The sequence below is a fragment of the Paenibacillus agricola genome, from assembly GCF_011440305.1.
GTDB classification, from domain to species: domain Bacteria; phylum Bacillota; class Bacilli; order Paenibacillales; family NBRC-103111; genus Paenibacillus_S; species Paenibacillus_S agricola.
In genome coordinates this window covers 110,211-128,551 of the sequence record NZ_JAAOIW010000007.1, presented here as the reverse complement: position 1 = coordinate 128,551, position 18,341 = coordinate 110,211, and the positions used below count along the sequence as shown (strand labels likewise).

Here is an 18,341-nt window from a genome sequence, read left to right as displayed (position 1 = left end):
GCTAATAGACACCCTCCTCGCCCAATTTCTTAGCGAACTTGTTGGCAATGACAACCAGAATCAAACCGACAACGGATTTGAATATCCCAATTGCTGTGCTGTAGCTAAATTCACCCTGTTGGATGCCCACGCGGAATACATAGGTATCAAAAACATCAGCCACATCGGAAACAGCGCTATTGGCCATAAGCAGCACCTGTTCAAAGCCTACATCCATCATGTGCCCAATCCTCAGAATCAACAAAATAACGATAACATTTCGGATGGAGGGGAGTGTAATATGCCAAATTTGTCGGAACCGGCCTGCACCATCCATCTTCGCTGCTTCATATAACGCAGGATCAATTCCTGCAATGGCTGCAAGAAACAAAATCGTTCCCCATCCCGCATCCTTCCAAATCGTCTGCAAGGTAAGAATAGGCCAGAACAGCTTAGGGTTGGTCAAGAAATCGATCTTATCGAGTCCCGCAGCAACCAACATTTTGTTCACAACGCCCTCAGATTGGGAAAGTAGCAGAAAAGTGATGCCTGCAATAATGACCCACGATAAGAAATGCGGCATGTAGATAATGGTCTGGATGGTTTTCTTGAAAAATTCATTCTTTAGCTCCGTTAATAAAATAGATAACAGAATAGGAAGCGGAAAATAGAAAAAAAGATTCATTAAACTGATCGCAATCGTATTTCGGAAAAGGTGAAAGAAATCAGGATTTGAAAAAAAACGTTTAAAATTTTCAAAGCCTACCCAAGGGCTACCCCATATTCCTTGATAGGGCGAATAATCCTGAAAAGCAATACTGATTCCCCATAAAGGAATATATTTAAATATGAGGAAAAATAAAATTCCGGGAACAGCGAGCAAGTATAAGTATTTATCACGCTTTAGTATATAGAGCAAGTTACCTTTCTTATCCTTCCATTTAGAACGGTTTGAAATCGTCCTCCCCCCCGACAGGACTGCTTTTTCTGTTTGGTTAACATTCATGATGTACCTCCCATGTGTTCAATAGCCCTATCATAGAGGGAATATCTTCTTGCCGACAATAACACATTTTTCCCTGCTGTTTGATCCACTCTTGCACTTTTTATCCACATATACTTTTTATCTGAAGAGGCTTTTTTGGCATGAGGAGCATTGACTTCTCACTCATTTAGATTTAGACTTAATCTAAATATAAAATAAAGAGGGATCGCCATGATACGCAAAGGACAGCTTACGATACAACGTAAAACCATTTTTGATATCGTCTCCGAGGCGACCGACCATCCGACTGCTGCTGATATCATTGAGCGGCTAAAGGACCGCGGCTGTCAATTCGCCTATGCAACGGTCTACAATTCGCTCCGCTACTTGACGGACGAGGGCATGATCCGCGAGCTGAAGCTCGAAGGCGACTCCAACCGCTATGACGCGCGTACGGAAGACCACCAGCATATTGTCTGCGTAGCCTGTGGCAGGGTAGATGAGGTGTTCACCGAGGCACCGCCGGAGTGGCTGAGCTCTGTAGCGAAAGAAACCGGATATATCATCCAAGATCAGCAATATTTATTTAAAGGAGTGTGTGCAGGATGCAGAAATTCACAGAATCCAACTCATTGACCACCCAGCCGACTGCGCCGCTTGTGGCTAGGGCAGAGGCTGTTAGCGGATTAGATGGGGCAGCGATGAATGACATAGATGGTATAGAGCTGGCAGAGGGTGTAATGGCTACTGATTTTCTAGAAGAGGGTGCATTTTGCTCCACTACCCAGAGGATCATGATTATTAGCCCATGGCCTGCTTCGCTGCAATCCTTAGTGGCGGAGCTTACGACCCGCTGCTATGATGTGTTGTTATTTCACCATGCCAATGACTCGGCGTTAAGCCTGCTCCAAGGCGATCTGCTGCTAATTGACCAAACCAGAGAGAGCCGCAGCAGCAAGGATGGCCAAGTGAACGAAGAGGTGCAGCGCTTGCGTTCACGCGGGATACCCACGCTTTCACTTGTTAGTGAAGGCGTGGGCTCGGATTGGGCAAGCGGCGATTTTATCGTGTGGCCCTCCCCGATCGAAGCGCTGGTCGACCGGATCGAATCGTTCGAGGCTCCGAGCAGCCGTCCTTTACTTGGGGGCAGCGACCAATTGCTGCATAAAGATATCGTCATGGATGCGCGGCGCATGACGGTTTCTCAAGCAGGCGTGCGCATCGATCTGACCAAAACAGAATACGACTTGCTGAAGGTGCTGCTGGGCGCTGACGGGGGCGTCCTTTCGCGGCAAGCGATGATGGACCTCGTGTGGGGCGAGCAATATTTTGGCGGCAGCAACACCGTGGATGCCCATATCAAAAGCCTGCGTCACAAGCTAGGCGACGATCCGAAGCAGCCGCGCTACATCGTAACCGTCCGGGGAGTAGGCTATAGGCTGGCTGATTGAAGCTGGTCTTCGGGCATTCTGACCGATTGCGGCCTGTAACCACCTCTTCATGAAACCTTCATGATTCCTTCATTGTACCTTCATGCAGCTAATGGCTGGGGATGGTATTCTTTTTTTAGCAAGTTTTATACTTAGTCTAAATTTAATAGACGAATGTAAAAAAGGCGAATGTAAAACAAATCCACAAAGGAGTGATTGATATGTCCACAGCTACAGCTAATGTTATCGTCTACACCGGTAACCACTGCCCGTATTGCACACAGTTAAAAAAATATTTAAACGAAGAGAACATCGCCTTTGAAGAGCGCAATGTCGAAAATAACGACCAATACGCCGAAGAGCTGCAAAGCATGGGAATGAGCTCGATTCCTGTAACCGTGATTGGTGAGCACCGCATTCTGGGCAATAACCCCACCAAGCTGAAAAAAGCGTTAGCTACACTATAAGTTGCCAGGTCCATTGCCTTGATTGAGCGTAATTTCCAGATACACGAAAAAATTTCGTCATACTTGAATCTATCATACTTAAATAGGAGGAACACACAAATGACATTACAAACGCAAGCTTACCCAACACCAACCGTTACTCAGGCAAAAATAGGGGTAAAGGCACCCTCCTTTAACCTGCCATCAACGAAAAATATGGAAACCTTGGAGGAAAACGTAGCTTTAGAGGACTACGCAGGGAAGTGGCTGCTGTTCTTCTTCTGGCCGTACGATTTCACCTACGTGTGCCCAACTGAAATCATTGCTTTCAGCGACCATGCCGAGGCATTCCGCGAGCTGGATTGCGAAATCGTCGGTGCTTCCGTCGATAGTGTATATACGCACCGAGCTTGGATCCAAACGCCACGCGACCAAAGCGGTATCGGCAGCATCCAGTACCCGATCGCTTCCGACTTTACGAAGGAAGTGGCAAGTGCCTACGGTATTCTTGACGAAGCATCGGGTGCCGCGCACCGAGGATTGTTTATCATTGATCCTGATGGCATTTTGCGCTACCAGGTCGTCACTGATATGAATGTTGGTCGTAGCGTTGAAGAAACCTTGCGTATTCTGCAAGCTCTTCAAGCCGGAGGCTTATGCCCGGCGAATTGGAAGCCCGGCGAAAAGCTGCTAGGCTGACCTAAAAGACTTCTAGCTTTAGCTTATCCCCAGTCACAATAGCCCTTAAATAGCGGTACTTTTGCTCCTTAGAGCAGGGTACCGCTTTTCTATTTTTGATTAGATCTAACTGCTGAAAAAAGTGTATAATGAAAAAAAATTACCTTTTTAAGGGAGTGGGCATGTGGCTATTAAGGCGGTATTGTTCGATTTTGACGGGACTCTGGCGGATACATTGGAGCTGTCTTTTTATGCATTTAAACGTATTTTTAAGAAATATGATAACCGCGAGGTATCCACCGAACAATTAATCGCGATGTTTGGCCCTACAGAGGACGGCATTATTGCGGAGAACCTTGCAAACAAGCAAAGCATTCCACAAGCAATCGCTGACTATTACGAAATCTATCAAACCGACCATACGACACAAGTACATGGCTCGGATGACATATATAAGCTGCTACACTATTTACAATCCAACCGGATCCCAATGGGGGTGATCACGGGCAAAAGCCGAAAAGCCTTTGACATATCCGCAAAGTCGCTGAAGATGGCGCATTTTTTTGATATTGTTATTACTGGAGACGATGTGCAAAAAGCGAAGCCAGACCCTGAGGGGATCGGGATCGCGTTAGCGTTTCTAGGTGTTTCCAAGGATGAAGCTGTTTTTGTGGGCGATAGCCATGCGGATATTAAGGCGGGGAAGGCAGCGGGGTTGCGGACTTACGGCGTGCAGTGGCTGTCTACTTATCAAAGTATTCATTTTGAAGTAGAGCCCGACCTTATTTTCACTAAAGTAGGGCAGTTTCTAGAGCTGCTGGGCAACCCACGGCTAAATGAGGCGAATGGATCCATCAAATGGCTGGACTGGGCCAAGCAAATTCAATCGATTGCCCAAATCGGATTAACGTATGCCAAGGATGTATTCGACCTAGAGCGCTATGAAGCGCTAAGGCAGATCAGCGTGGATATTCTTGATAACTATACATTGGCCGGGACGGATCAGATCCAATTAAGCTTTGCCAATGAAACGGGATATGCTACTCCCAAGGTAGATGTGCGTGGTGTTGTATTTGAAGGCGATACGATCTTGTTAGTCAGGGAAAAAAGTGATGGTGCCTGGGCGCTCCCTGGAGGCTGGGCTGATATCGGTTATTCAGCATCCGAGGTAGCCGTGAAAGAGATTCAAGAAGAAGCGGGATTTGACGTAGTGCCCGTGAGGCTGCTCGCCGTGTTGGACAAAAAGTTCCATAACCATCCACCAGAGCCTTACCATGTTTATAAAATGTTTATACATTGCCGAATTGTTGGGGGGCAAGCTGTTGGTGGGGTGGAAACGAGCGAGGTTCGATTTTTCGCGGAGCATCAATTGCCGGAATTATCTACTGAACGGAATACAGAAAGCCAAATTAAAACGATGTTTGCCTTCTTGAGAGATCCGAATAAAACAGTCATCATGGATTAACAATGAGCCATGGATGATATACGAACATATGTGTGCTATAATAAAGGCGTATGTATAATCGGAATAGTAACCTTTCCTTCTCAATGAATGGGTGATTATATGCCAGAGTCTGTACAAAATATACCTGAACGAATACAAATAGCAGTAAGAGCCTTGGTCGAATATGTGTTCCGCGCTGGGAGTATTGATTCCAGATTTCGGACAACCAGCTCGCTAACCGAGGGCACAAAAGCCCATCAAAAAATACAAAAGCTATACCAGGAGCATGACTTGAAGGAAGTGTACCTGAGCACGGAGATCGCTATAGGCGATCTCCTGTTTGTCATTGATGGGCGCTGCGATGGGCTGTTGGCTCCAAGCCAGCATACGGAGACCGAGGGGGATGCGAAGGCAAACTACACGACGCGTATGGAGCACTTGGAGGGCGCCACTCATGTGGGCGCCGCTTCCGGTCTTTTCACGATTGATGAGATTAAATCGACCGGGATGGCGGTCGATTTAATCACGGAGCAGATGTACCCTGTACATTGGGCACAGGCCAAATGCTACGCCTATATGTACGCCAAAGCGAATGGCGTCGAACGGATGCGTGTCCAGCTGACCTATGTCCAGGTGGACACCGAGCAGCAGCAGCGGTTTGTGCAGGAGGTTACACGGCAGGAGCTGGAGCATTTTGTGATGGACGTTGTCAGCAAGTATGCGCCATACGCAGAGATGCTGCAACGTCATACGAATAAGCGGGACAGCAGTATCCAGCAGCTGGATTTTCCGTTCGAAGCGTACCGGGAGGGGCAGCGGAAGCTGGCGGGAGCCGTGTACCAATCGATCGAAGCCGGCGGCAAGCTGTTCGCCAAAGCGCCTACGGGCATAGGCAAGACGATTTCGACGATTTTTCCGTCGCTGAAGGCGATGGGTAAAGGGCTGCTGCAGCGTATTTTTTACCTGACCGCCAGGACGATTACACGAACGGCTGCTGAGGATGCTTTCGCGCTCATGCAGGCGTCAGGGCTTCATATCCATACAGTGACGCTAACCGCCAAGGACAAAATATGCTTCCAAGACGAGGTGCGCTGTACGAAGGAGCATTGTGAATTTGCCGATGGCTATTATGACCGGATTAACGGGGCGCTGCTCGACCTCTTGGCCAATGAAACGCTGATGACACGGCCGGTCATTGAGCAGTATGCACGCAAGCATCGGGTATGCCCATTCGAGATGTCACTGGATGCCGCTTATGCCGCGGATGTCATTATAGGCGATTACAATTACGTATTCGATCCGCGCATTGCTTTGAAGCGGCTGCTTGCGGAGCACAAGAAGCAGACCGTTTTATTGGTCGATGAGGCGCATAATTTGGTCGATCGAGCCAGGGAGATGTTCTCGGCGACATTGCATAAATCTGCCTTCTTGGAGGTGCAACGAGTATATAAAGTAGTTAATATTGACGTTAGCAAAGCGGCGAAGGCCGTAAATGCCCAGTTCATTGCATTACGCAAGCAAAGTGAGGAACCGGTCCGTATCGACCGGGAGCTGCCTAAAGAGCTGCTCGAAGAGGTTGAGGCGTTTATTGTACAAGCGGAAAAAGCGTTGTTGGCGCAGGGGCAAGACCGCGGCGCTTTAACAGCTAATCCGATGCTGCTGGAGATCTATTTTGCCGCCCAAAGCTTTGTGCGAATTGCCAGCCTCTATGACCAGCGGTATGTCACCTACGCGGAATGCTCGAAAAGCGAGGTGCAGCTCAAGCTGTTTTGCCTGGATCCTTCATACCTTCTGCAGCAAATGGGCAAGGGCTACCGCTCCCATATTTACTTCTCGGCCACTTTAACGCCCTTTAGCTATTTTATGAACATGCTTGGAGCAGGGGATGAGGATTATACGATTTCGATTCCGTCCCCATTTAACCGTGAGCAGCTGGAGATAGTGGTTCAGCCCTTATCCACCCGCTATCATGATAGGGAACGAACGAAAGCGCCACTGGTACAAATGCTTCATCGGCTGCTGGAGACAAGTCCGGGCAATTATTTGTTCTTCTTTCCGTCCTATGCCTATATGAATGATGTGTACGAGGCTTTTATGCTTGAAGCAGGGGATGCGCATCTACATGCGCAAACTGGCGCACAAACGCATCTATACAAGCAAACGATCCTGCAGCACCCAGATATGACAGAGGAGGCAAGGGAAAGCTTTCTAGCAGCATTCACTGCAGATAAGGAACAGGCTTTTGCCGGATTTGCTGTAATGGGCGGGATTTTTTCCGAGGGCATCGATTTGGTAGGGGATCGTTTGAATGGAGTGGTTGTAGTTGGCGTAGGGCTCCCGCAGATTGGTTTGGAGCGCAATATTATTAAAGAATATTTTAACAGCTCCGGCTACAATGGCTATGACTATGCCTATGTGTTTCCGGGTATGAATAAGGTGCTGCAAGCCGGCGGGCGATTAATTCGCTCCGAGCAAGACCACGGAAAGCTAGTGCTAGTCGATGACCGTTACCTTCAGCCCCAGTACCAACGCCTGCTGCCGGAGGAATGGAAGCACTACAAGAAAGAACGATTATAGTTAATATTTCCAGCCAGAAAGATTGACAGGAATTAACATCTCATGTTAATTTACTCTCATATACAAATGCTTATAACCCCATGTATCCTAGAAGGAGGAGCCCCCATGATGATTATGAATAGCGATAATATCCGTCCGCATGTGCGCCATCGTGGTTGTCTATACAATTTCATAAATGATGATAGGGATTCCTTGGCTTATAAGGAGCTTGATAGGGTACGCAGATAGCAATGCCTGGATAGGTTTGCTAAACAAATGCTACCATACAAAACCAACAGCCCCTATCACATGTCTTGTGGTAGGGGCTTTATTCATGGAGCACATCGCCTACAAGCGGTGTGCTTTTATTGTTATAACAACTAGATAGGAGGGTGACCTATGCTTCAAGTGATGCAAAAGCTAGGATGGTTTTTTAAGCTGGAGTGGAAAAGGTATACCGTGGCCGTTACCTTGCTTGTGCTGGCAGGTGTGCTGGACATTATTCCGCCCATGCTAGTGGGCAATACCGTAGATGCCATACAGCTTGGACATGTATCCTGGGCGAGTATGACAACAACCTTACTACAGCTGGGCGGGATTACGCTTGGTGTGTATATGATCTCTTACCTATGGATGTACCAGCTTTTTGGTGGGTCGTTCGTGGTGGAACGTATGATGAGATCACGGCTGATGGGCCATTTTTTGAAGATGACGCCTACCTTTTATGAGCGGAACCGCACAGGGGATTTAATGGCGCGGGCGACCAATGACCTGAAGGCGGTAGCGCAAACGGCCGGCTTTGGTATTTTGACATTTATCGATTCGACACTATGGATGCTGACGTTGATCGTGACGATGAGTGTATTTGTTTCCTGGAAGCTGACCTTGGCCTCGATTCTGCCCCTGCCGATTATGGCGCTGCTGGTTAGTATTTATGGCAAGTGGATCCACCAACGGTTTATGGATGCGCAGCATGCTTTTGGCGAAATGAATGACGGGGTGCTGGAAACCATTTCGGGGACACGGGTTATTCGTGCGTACACACAGGAGCGCGCTTCCGAAAAGCAATTTGCCGGCATTACCGACGATGTATTGAAAAAAAATCTCGCCGTAGCCGGGATTGATGCTTTATTCGAGCCTACGATTAAAATTTTGGTCGGAATAAGCTACTTGATTGGAATTGGCTACGGCGCTAATTTGGTTTATCATAACGAACTAACGATCGGTGGGCTGGTCTCTTTTAATGTGTATCTCGGCATGCTGATTTGGCCCATGTTTGCGATTGGCGAGCTGATCAATGTGATGCAGCGGGGTAATGCCTCTCTGGATCGCGTTAACGAAACGCTGGCCTATAAGCCGGATGTGCCTGAGCCTGCGGAAGCGGCAACGACACCGGTAGAGCAGCCCACCCGAATCGAGTTTAAGCAGGTTACGTTCCGCTACCCGTCTTCTTCAAGGGACAATTTACATCAGGTGTCCTTTTATCTGGAGCAGGGAAGCACACTTGGCATAGCAGGGCGCACGGGCAGCGGCAAAACCACTCTGATCAAGCAGCTGCTGCGGGAATACCCGTTAGGGCAGGGGACGATAGCGATTTCCGGTGTCCCGATTGAGCGCATAGAGATGGATCGGTTGAAAACGTGGTATGGCTATGTGCCGCAGGAGCCCTTTTTATTTTCCAAAACGGTTAAAAATAATATTTGGTTCGGCAACGGAGCCTCGGAGGAGCAGCTGGAGCAGGCGTTAACGGCGGCGGCATTCAGCAAAGACCTGCGTCACTTGCCTGACGGGCTGGAGACGTTGGTTGGAGAGAAGGGGGTCGCTTTGTCCGGAGGGCAGAAGCAGCGGGTCTCGATTGCACGGGCGTTAATTGCGAACCCGGCGATCCTTATGCTTGATGATGCAATGTCAGCAGTCGATGCACGCACCGAGGCGGAAATCATCGCGAATATTCGTACATCTCGGTTGAATCAAACCACAATAATTTCGACACATCGTTTATCTGCGATCCGGCATGCCGATTGGATTCTGGTGCTGGATGATGGGCGGATAGGGGAGCAAGGGACGCATGAACAGCTGATCCAAGCAGGCGGTTGGTACCAAGAGCAATTCGAACGGCAGCAGATAGAAGCGGAAACAACCGAAGGCGAAGGTAGGTGAGCAACGAATGAGCAAGGATAACAAAAGGAACGGGAACAAGGAACGAGGTACAGACAAGGAGCTGGAGCAGAGCGGCGGTAAAAAAGCCGTTAAAGCGATGGACAAAGCGGCAGAAATAGAATGGGATCCCGAGGAAGAAGCGGTGCAAGGTGTACGCAGCAAAACAGCAACGATCAAGCGGCTTGTCACCTATGCCTTCCACTATAAAACCCAGCTGCTGCTGGCTCTGTTGATGCTTGCCATCGCGGTAGGGACGGATCTCGCCGGGCCATTTGTGGCCAAACGGATCATTGACGTGCACATTTCCGGCATTGGCAAGCCTTGGTATGAGGTAGGGACGGAGGCAACGGGATCGTTTGCTGTCCCCTACGACGGCGCACGGTACAAGCGCGAAGACCGCTTTGGCGAGGGTGAAGCCCGCGGGGCTGAGGTGCGGGTCCTGCAGGTGGGCCGGGACTATTATTTTATCGACCAGCCGATAACCGCAGATGGTGCCCGGAGCGTGGTGGAGCCAGGGCAGATAGCGATTGCAAGGGGAGGGGTGGTGGACACCTATCCCGCCCAAAAGCTAAGCCCCACGGAGCTGCTTGCATTTTTTGAGCCGGAATTTGGCGGCTTGCTCCGCTTATGCTACCTTTACTTTGGGCTTTTGGTTATATCCTCGGTTTTCTCCTACGGCCAGCGGTATTTCCTGCAAGCCTCGGCGAACCGGATCATCCGTAAAATGCGCAATGATGTGTTCGGCCAGATCAACCGGCTGCCGATCCGTTATTTCGATAACCTCCCCGCAGGGAAGGTTGTATCGCGCGTGACCAATGACACGGAAGCTATCCGTGAGCTGTATGTGACAGTGCTGGCGAACTTTTTTACGGGGATGATTTATATGGGTGGAATATTTGCCGCCTTATTTCTGCTAGACGCAAGGCTAGCGGCGATCTGCTTGTTTATCGTTCCCGCGTTAGTGCTGTGGGTGTATGTGTATGGTAAATTTGCCAAACGGTATAACCGCATTATCCGCTCAGCCGTCAGCGAAATTAACGGGATGGTGAACGAATCGATCCAAGGGATGCCGATCATTAAAGCATTCCGCAAAGAAAAAACAATCAGCAACGAATTTGAAGTATTCAATTCGCGATTGTTTAAGTACCAGAACAAGCTTCTTAGCCTTAACGGCTTGACCGGGCATAATCTGGTCGGTGTCATTCGGAATATCGCTTTTATGTCATTAATCTGGTATTTTGGCGGGGCCTCCTTGAGCGGACCGGAGAGCGTGATTACACTCGGGGTGATGTACGCGTTTGTCGACTACCTGAACCGTTTATTCAATCCCATCGTCAATATCGTCAACCAGCTGCCGAACCTGGAAACAGCGCTCGTCTCGGCTGAACGGGTATTTGAGCTGTTGGATGTGGCGGGAGACGACGTGGCGGATGCGCGAATGGACCGCTACCAGGGGCATGTGCGGTTTGAAGATGTCTGGTTCGCCTACAAAGAAGGCGAATATGTGCTGCAAGGCATTTCCTTTGAGGCCAGGCAGGGGCAGACGGTGGCGTTCGTTGGACATACCGGCTCTGGCAAAAGCTCAGTTATGAACCTGCTGTTCCGCTTCTATGATGCAGAGCGTGGCCGCATTACGATCGACGGTATGGATGTGCAGAAGCTGCCGCGGCAATCCATGCGGGAGCATATGGGCATCGTGCTGCAGGACCCGTATTTATTTACGGGAACGGTGGCATCGAATGTATCCTTGAATGACCCCGCGATTTCGCGGGAGCGGGTGCAGTCGGCTCTGGATGCGGTGGGCGCCGAGCGGCTGCTGAAGCATCTACCACGGGGCATCGACGAGCCTGTGATCGAGAAAGGCAGCACGCTTTCCTCGGGGCAGCGGCAGCTGATCTCGTTTGCCCGGGCGCTGGCGTTTGACCCGGCGATCCTGATCCTCGATGAAGCGACCTCCAACATCGATACCGAGACCGAAGCGGTCATTCAGGACGCGCTTGAGGTTGTGAAGAAGGGGCGTACGACCTTCGTCATCGCCCATCGGTTGTCTACGATCAAAAGCGCCGATTTGATTCTCGTCCTGGACCACGGGCAAATCGTGGAGCGCGGCGACCATGAGTCGCTGATGCGGCTGCAAGGGAAGTATGCGCAGATGTACCACATCCAGCAGGGCGGGCTGGTTTCGGCTCTATAGGAACCCCACCATAAAACCCCATATTTCCCCCTAGGTTGAAGTATGGATTAACGGCAAAAAAGAGCCACCAGCTTTCTTGGGTGGCTCCTCCTATTGACATGTGGGTGCTATTGGGTAATCCACTATGGAGCAGTAGTCAATTTTGCCGTCTCCAGCGCTTCGGCCCATTCCTGGTATTTCTTCAGGGCATGGCCCTGCTCAATCGCGTGGCGAGCGAGATAAATGCCCTCTTCGATGGAGCCGGCCTTCTCGCCGATCCACAAACGGACAGCGCTGTTTAAGAGCACCGCGTTTAGATAAGGAAGCTCAGCTTCGCCTTTTAGTACAGATAGGGTCGTTTGTGCCTGAAGCTCGGCTGTCCATTCAACAACAGGGACCTCCACCAAGAGCTCGAACATTTCCGGGTCAATAATGAACAGCTCGCTTACGCCATTCCTGATGATAAAGGTGCGGGTGCGTTTATCTACGCCTAAATCCTCAGAACCCTCCATGCCTTGCACGACAATCCCGTTGTTAATGCCAAGCTCAATGAGCAGATTAGTAATTTTCTCGAAAACCGTGCCATGGAATACACCAATCGCCATATAAGAGGGATTGGAAAACCGGAGCAGCTTCTCGGCGGTGTTAAATACGGTGCGCAGCCCTAGCTCCTTGCGCAGCTCGCGCAGCTTGCCGAGTGGCGGGCACCAGGTTTCGGTCGGCACGAACAGAAAGCCGGTCCGTTCTGCGGCAGCGATAAGGGCCTCATACGAGCTTTCCGCTGCGGGCACCTTCAACGCCTCCAGGATGTCCGTGAGCGTAATGCCCCATTTAGGTGGCATGTTCTTCGAACCATGAAGCGTTGCAGGCAGTCCACAGGCGGTAAGCACAAAGGCGGTAGGCAATGTGGCGACAAATGTACGTGTACGGCCGTCATATGGACCTGCACAATCAAAGCTCCCTTGAACCGGGTACAGCTGGCTTTTGGTGCGTAAGGCATCTATAAAAGCGCGAAGCTCATCTGTTGATTCCATCTTGATTCGTTCTGCGACCAGAAAAGCACCGATTTGCGCTTGGGTTGCGGAGCCAGTCACTATAAGCTCAGCAGCACGAAGAGCTTCTTCATAAGTGAGATCCCGTGCTCCACGTTTGCCGCGGCCCACTTCTTTTAATAGGGATATCATCATTTATGACCTCCTTTGTTATCTTGCAGAAGTTGATATACCTTGACGATAGAGGTGGCTACATCAGCCATGCGTTTACGTTCATTCATAGCCTGCTTGCGCAGGAATTCATAAGCCTCGGCCTCTGATATTCCTTTGACCTCACTTAAAATACTTTTTGCTTGGTCGATCCATTTGCGCTCTTCCAAACGAGACAGCAACTGCTCACGCTCCTGCTGCCATTCGGTGCGCTGAAAATAATGGTTAACGCTTAGCAGCAGTGTACAGTGGATTTCCAACGCGCTCATACTAGGCCCCATGAGGCCATCGATGCCTGGATCCATCTTGCACTCATTGCTGGGAAACGTATCCTGGTCACACCACCAAAGCACAGGCAAGCTGCGGACCGCCAGCACCCGCTTGCGCCAGCCCTCTACTTGATCAGGACCTACACATAACAATGCGGCATCGGCTTTACCAATAAGCAGCCCCATTTCTTTTGCGGAAGAGGTGGTTTGGACACGAAAGCCCATATCCATAAGAATTTGTTCAGGCACAGACTCTTTTCGTGCAAGCGCTAGGCCAGGTTTGGTGCCAGAGCGCAGTGGCAAGTTTGATGTGGAACGTACTTTATCAAACTCATCAATAATTAGAAATGATTGTAGCATACAATTCCCCCCATCAAGGAAATGTCATTGACATTATGGCAACTTGTTCAAAACGTGTGAATATATGTAACAACGAATATAGCATAAAGGCGTCGATATTGTCGATATACTAAATTTTTGAATGCTAATAAAATTTCGTGTTATATTTGTTGACATGTAACTCATTTGCATTTACAATAAGCGTATTAGTAATCAAATATATCTCCGACACAATGGTGTGTCAACCTCATGGCAACGATGCCTATCCTTACAGTGATGTAGACGGATAGGCTTTTTATGTTCATTTTTAGAAGAAGTTAGGCAATTTAGTCATAAGCAAGAGATTCAGCAAGTGAAACAAGTGAAATGTAGGGGTTCAGCCACGATGGCGTGGCTGGCAACGGCAATGGGGCCGACTAACTGTTCCGCTTAAGTAGCGGTCTGTTCGTCGGCTTCTTTTTATTCAACCATTATTTGATATGAAGAGGGGAATTAATGTGGTGGATACGAAAAGTTTTTTGCAAAGCGGGCATAAGGGGTCATTATTCAGTTCATTTCTTTATTTTGACATCAGCTTTATGGTGTGGGTATTGCTTGGACCGCTTGCCGTTATTATCAGCAAGGACTTCAATCTGAATGCCGCCCAAATAGCTAATTTAGTCGCTCTTCCTGTATTAGGGGGCTCCATTCTGCGGTTGGTGTTAGGTTTTATGACAGATCGAATCGGTCCCAAGCTAACAGGGCAAATCGGATTAGGCTTAACCTTAGTCCCTTTGTTTGTAGGCTGGCAGTTCGCTACCTCGATGACGGAAATTTACTTCGTTGCTTTAATGCTGGGGATTGCAGGAGCAAGCTTTGCAGCGGCACTTCCACTAGCAAGCCGTTGGTATCCGCCGCAGCATCAAGGGCTCGCCATGGGTATAGCTGGAGCGGGGAATAGCGGCACGATCTTCGCTACCTTGTTCGCTAACCGGCTCGCCCAGCATTACGGAGATTGGCATGTGGTATTCGGCATAGCGATGATTCCTATTGTTATTACGTTTATCGTATTCAGCATTATGGCTAAGGATAGCCCTAACCAGCCTGCGCCCAAGAAACTGGTCGATTACGGCAATGTATTGAAGCAAAAGGATTCGTGGTTGTTCTGTATTTTGTACAGCGTCACCTTCGGGGGCTTTGTGGGGATGTCTACCTACCTAACGATTTTCTTCAACTCCCAGTATGGATTAGCGCCTATACAAGCGGCGGATTTTACAACTATCTGTGTAATTGGCGGCAGCTTCTTCCGTCCGGTGGGTGGATGGCTTGCTGATAAAATTGGTGGCATCCGCATGCTGATGGTTCTATATTCGGTAGTTGCTGTGATGATGGTAGGTATCTCTACATTACCAAGCCTTACCATGACAACTATCATGTTATTCATAGCGATGATGTGCCTAGGGGCAGGGAATGGCTCGGTATTCCAGTTGATTCCCCAACGGTTTGGTGCAGAAATTGGAATTATTACCGGAATCGTGGGTGCAGCAGGTGGCTTAGGTGGGTTCTTCCTTCCCAAAATCCTAGGCAATTTGAAGCTTTCCACAGGCTCCTTCACATCAGGCTTCATGGTTCTAAGCGTGATCGCCATCGCCTCCGTTATTTTGGTAGCCGTCGTTCAAACACAATGGAAACGCACTTGGATTGGTGAGGGTGGAAAAGCGAAAATAGCTTCTGGTGAAGGTTTAAGAGCTGAAGCTTAATGGATGTCTATCTAATGGATGCTTGCAGGTAACTTGTTGCTAAATAGAGGCTTGAACAGGTTCAAATAAGGAAGGATGATCTTGCATGACAAACACAAACAAACAAAAGCTGGTATTAGTAGGAAATGGTATGGCGGGTGTGAATACACTCGAGCATTTGCTCAAGCTGGCTCCTGATAAATACGAAATTACGATTTTCGGCAGCGAACCGCATCCCAACTATAATCGTATTTTGTTATCTTATGTATTAGCCGGTGATTCCACTGTTGATGATATTGTGATCCATCCTTATGACTGGTACAAAGCCAATAACATTACCTTATATACAGGCCAAACCATCACAGATATTGACACCGAAGCACGAACAATAACCAGTGACCAAGGCATCACCGTTTCTTATGATAAATTGCTGTTAGCAACAGGCTCTAACCCGTTTATGCTTCCATTGCCGGGTGCCGACAAGGATGGTGTCATGGCCTACCGGACGATTCGCGATTGCGAGATTATGATAGACGCCGCGAAGAAGTATAAGAAAGCCGTCGTTATTGGCGGCGGGCTTCTGGGGCTTGAAGCTGCAAGGGGCTTCCTTAACTTAGGCATGCAGGTAGATGTTGTGCATATCGTGGATGCGATCATGGAGCGCCAGCTAGACCGCACCGCCTCGAAGATGCTGCAGGAATCATTAGAAGCCCAAGGGATGAATTTCCTGCTGGGCAAGCAATCGGCGGAGATTGTTGGCGGTAAGCGGGTAACGGGTTTGAAATTCAAGGATGGTACCGTAGCCGAGGCTGACCTGGTCGTTATGGCCGTTGGGATTCGCCCCAATGTCGATATTGCCCGCAAAGCAGGGCTGGAGCTGAATCCTGGCATCGTGGTCAACGATTATTTGCAAACGAGCATGCCCGATATTTATGCGGTTGGCGAATGCGCGATGCATCGGGGTGTCGCCTATGGCCTCGTAGCTCCACTGTATGAGCAAGGTGCCGTGCTGGCCAAACATTTGGCAGATGTGGAAACAGGACCGTATGAGGGCTCGCTTGTATATACGAAGCTCAAAGTAGCTGGGGTTGATGTGTTCTCAGGCGGAAAATTTATGGAAGCCGAAGGCACCAAAACGATTCGTGTACATGATGAATTTTCCGGGATTTACAAGAAGGTAGTGATTAAGGACAATAAAATTGTAGGTGCCGTATTATTCGGGGATACAGCAGACGGCACTCGGTTGATGCAAATGATTCGCAGTGGAACCGATATTGCGACTATGGAGAAAACCTCGATCTTAAAGGATTCATCCGATAAAGCCGATGCGGGCATTGGCGAAATGAGTGACGATACGATTATTTGCGGCTGTAACGGCGTGACGAAAGGGACGATTTGCTCCGCTATTAGGGACCAGGGCCTTACTTCTATAGATGAAGTGAAAAACTGTACGACGGCATCTCGCTCCTGTGGAGGCTGTAAGCCGCTTGTGAGTGACCTGCTAGCTTATACCTTGGGCGATTCCTATGATAAAACGGCTGTCAAAGAAACGATGTGCGGCTGTACAGATCATTCCCGGGAGGAAATTGTAGAGGCGATTCGCTCCAAAAATTTAAGCCATGTACGCGAGGTTATGAATGTTCTTGGGTGGAAGAATGAGGAAGGCTGCTCCAAGTGCCGACCAGCGCTTAATTATTATTTGGGGATGGTAACGCCTGCTTCGTATAAAGATGACCCAAGCTCGCGTTTCGTGAATGAACGGATGCATGCTAATATCCAGAAGGATGGAACCTATTCTGTGGTGCCTCGCATATATGGGGGCGTGACCAGCCCAGCTGAATTGAAACGGATCGCTGAGGTGGCGGAGAAATTTAATGTACCTACATTGAAATTTACAGGTGGGCAACGGATCGATTTATTCGGAGTCAAGAAAGAGGATCTTACCAGTATATGGGCAGAGCTGGATATGCCATCGGGTTATGCTTACGGAAAATCACTTCGGACGGTCAAAACCTGCGTAGGCTCCGACTACTGCCGATTCGGCACAGCGGATGCGATGGGAATGGGGATTCAGCTGGAAAAAAGATTCGAACGCCTGAACACACCTGCAAAAGTGAAAATGGCGGTTTCCGGCTGCCCGAGAAATTGCGCAGAATCTGTGATCAAAGACCTTGGTGTTGTAGCGATTGATGGTGGATGGGAGCTTTATGCTGGCGGAAATGGCGGTGTGAAGGTTCGAGCAGGTGATTTGCTGGTAACCATCAAGACGGAGGAAGAGGTTATTGAGTACACTGAAGCCTATCTGCAGTATTACCGCGAAAATGCCAAGTATGGAGAGCGTACAAGTGAATGGGTCAATCGTATTGGCATCGAGCCTATACGTCAGGTTGTTAGGAATGAAGAAATGCGCAAGGAATTATGTGAACGGATGAATCTTGCACTGTCTGTCACATCAGACCCTTGGAAGCAAGCGATCGAAAGTGAAAAGATTCAAAAGGATCTATATGAAGTGGTCGAATTAACATAGAGTGTACTGAAGTGGTTAGGGTGAATCAATTGATCGATCGAAGGTGATGAATACAAGGATGCCAAAAGGAGTGAGGGAAATGGGAATGGATAACCATGTAACCTGGGTAAGTGCGGTTGCGTACGACGGGCTTACTGTTGCCACAGGAAAAACCATACGTTACCAGGGCGAGGAAGTGGCGTTGTTCAAACTAAGCAGCGGCAAGATCAAGGCAATCCAGAATCGGTGTCCACATAAAGAGGGTGTATTGGCGGAAGGGATCGTCTGCGACGACCACGTCTTTTGCCCGATGCATGACCGCAAGATCGACCTTTCCACAGGACTAGTACAAGCGCCAGATACAGGCTGTGTACGCACTTACAGCACCAAGATTGAGAATGGAATCGTGTTTATTGGATTTCCAAAGGCTGAAGAGCTGGCCAGCTAATGAGAATT

Annotated in this window: 15 protein-coding genes; 12 read left to right on the top strand and 3 right to left on the bottom strand. The window is 49.1% G+C overall.

Features of this window, described 5'->3' with window-relative positions; translation table 11 throughout:
• Position 1: 1 nt before the first annotated feature.
• Positions 2-985, bottom strand: a complete 984-nt coding sequence (locus G9U52_RS19710) for an ABC transporter permease (RefSeq protein ID WP_166152356.1) — start codon at positions 983-985, stop codon at positions 2-4.
• Between the two features lie 210 nt (positions 986-1,195).
• Between G9U52_RS19710 and G9U52_RS19705 the strand changes: the two genes are divergently transcribed.
• From G9U52_RS19705 to G9U52_RS19670, 9 genes are all read left to right on the top strand, one after another.
• Positions 1,196-1,600, top strand: coding sequence for a Fur family transcriptional regulator (locus tag G9U52_RS19705; RefSeq protein WP_166152355.1), 405 nt, complete (start codon positions 1,196-1,198; stop codon positions 1,598-1,600).
• Positions 1,570-2,415, top strand: coding sequence for a winged helix-turn-helix domain-containing protein (locus G9U52_RS19700; protein ID WP_243767451.1), 846 nt, complete (start codon positions 1,570-1,572; stop codon positions 2,413-2,415). The genes G9U52_RS19705 and G9U52_RS19700 overlap by 31 nt, the downstream gene beginning before the upstream one ends.
• Positions 2,416-2,615: 200 nt before the next feature.
• Positions 2,616-2,861 carry a glutaredoxin family protein gene (locus G9U52_RS19695; protein WP_166152354.1) on the top strand — a complete coding sequence of 82 codons (246 nt, stop codon included), beginning with the start codon at positions 2,616-2,618 and terminating at the stop codon, positions 2,859-2,861.
• Positions 2,862-2,960: 99 nt separating this feature from the next.
• Positions 2,961-3,539 carry a peroxiredoxin gene (locus tag G9U52_RS19690; protein WP_166152353.1) on the top strand — a complete coding sequence of 193 codons (579 nt, stop codon included), beginning with the start codon at positions 2,961-2,963 and terminating at the stop codon, positions 3,537-3,539.
• A gap of 163 nt (positions 3,540-3,702) precedes the next feature.
• On the top strand, positions 3,703-4,983 hold the full coding sequence (locus tag G9U52_RS41410) for an NUDIX hydrolase N-terminal domain-containing protein (protein ID WP_311764896.1): 1,281 nt from the start codon (positions 3,703-3,705) through the stop codon (positions 4,981-4,983).
• A gap of 99 nt (positions 4,984-5,082) precedes the next feature.
• Positions 5,083-7,539 (top strand): ATP-dependent DNA helicase, encoded by a 2,457-nt coding sequence (locus G9U52_RS19680; RefSeq protein WP_207953083.1) that lies wholly within the window; start codon positions 5,083-5,085, stop codon positions 7,537-7,539.
• A gap of 105 nt (positions 7,540-7,644) precedes the next feature.
• The gene (locus tag G9U52_RS40935; protein WP_279538687.1) at positions 7,645-7,767 is read left to right on the top strand and encodes a hypothetical protein; all 123 of its coding nucleotides are present in this window, start codon (positions 7,645-7,647) and stop codon (positions 7,765-7,767) included.
• Positions 7,768-7,917: 150 nt separating this feature from the next.
• Positions 7,918-9,678, top strand: coding sequence for an ABC transporter ATP-binding protein (locus G9U52_RS19675; RefSeq protein WP_166152352.1), 1,761 nt, complete (start codon positions 7,918-7,920; stop codon positions 9,676-9,678).
• A 7-nt stretch (positions 9,679-9,685) separates the two neighbouring features.
• A complete protein-coding gene (locus G9U52_RS19670; RefSeq protein ID WP_279538686.1) occupies positions 9,686-11,872 on the top strand; it encodes an ABC transporter ATP-binding protein in 2,187 nt (728 codons plus the stop codon).
• A gap of 122 nt (positions 11,873-11,994) precedes the next feature.
• On the opposite strand, the gene G9U52_RS19665 is transcribed toward G9U52_RS19670, so the two are convergent.
• Together G9U52_RS19665 and G9U52_RS19660 are read right to left on the bottom strand one after the other, a co-directional pair.
• A complete protein-coding gene (locus tag G9U52_RS19665) occupies positions 11,995-13,038 on the bottom strand; it encodes an anthranilate phosphoribosyltransferase (RefSeq protein ID WP_166152351.1) in 1,044 nt (347 codons plus the stop codon).
• A complete protein-coding gene (locus tag G9U52_RS19660) occupies positions 13,035-13,682 on the bottom strand; it encodes an ANTAR domain-containing response regulator (protein WP_243767450.1) in 648 nt (215 codons plus the stop codon). Before G9U52_RS19660 ends, G9U52_RS19665 begins: the two co-directional genes overlap by 4 nt.
• A gap of 479 nt (positions 13,683-14,161) precedes the next feature.
• On the opposite strand from G9U52_RS19660, the gene G9U52_RS19655 reads away from it, so the two are divergent.
• From G9U52_RS19655 to nirD, 3 genes are all read left to right on the top strand, one after another.
• Entirely contained in the window at positions 14,162-15,400 is a 1,239-nt protein-coding gene (locus G9U52_RS19655) for a nitrate/nitrite transporter (protein ID WP_166152350.1), read from the top strand.
• 85 nt (positions 15,401-15,485) lie between these two features.
• Positions 15,486-17,906 (top strand): nitrite reductase large subunit NirB, encoded by a 2,421-nt coding sequence (gene nirB / locus G9U52_RS19650; RefSeq protein WP_166152349.1) that lies wholly within the window; start codon positions 15,486-15,488, stop codon positions 17,904-17,906.
• A gap of 85 nt (positions 17,907-17,991) precedes the next feature.
• Positions 17,992-18,333 (top strand): nitrite reductase small subunit NirD, encoded by a 342-nt coding sequence (gene nirD, locus G9U52_RS19645; protein ID WP_166152558.1) that lies wholly within the window; start codon positions 17,992-17,994, stop codon positions 18,331-18,333.
• Positions 18,334-18,341: the final 8 nt, after the last annotated feature.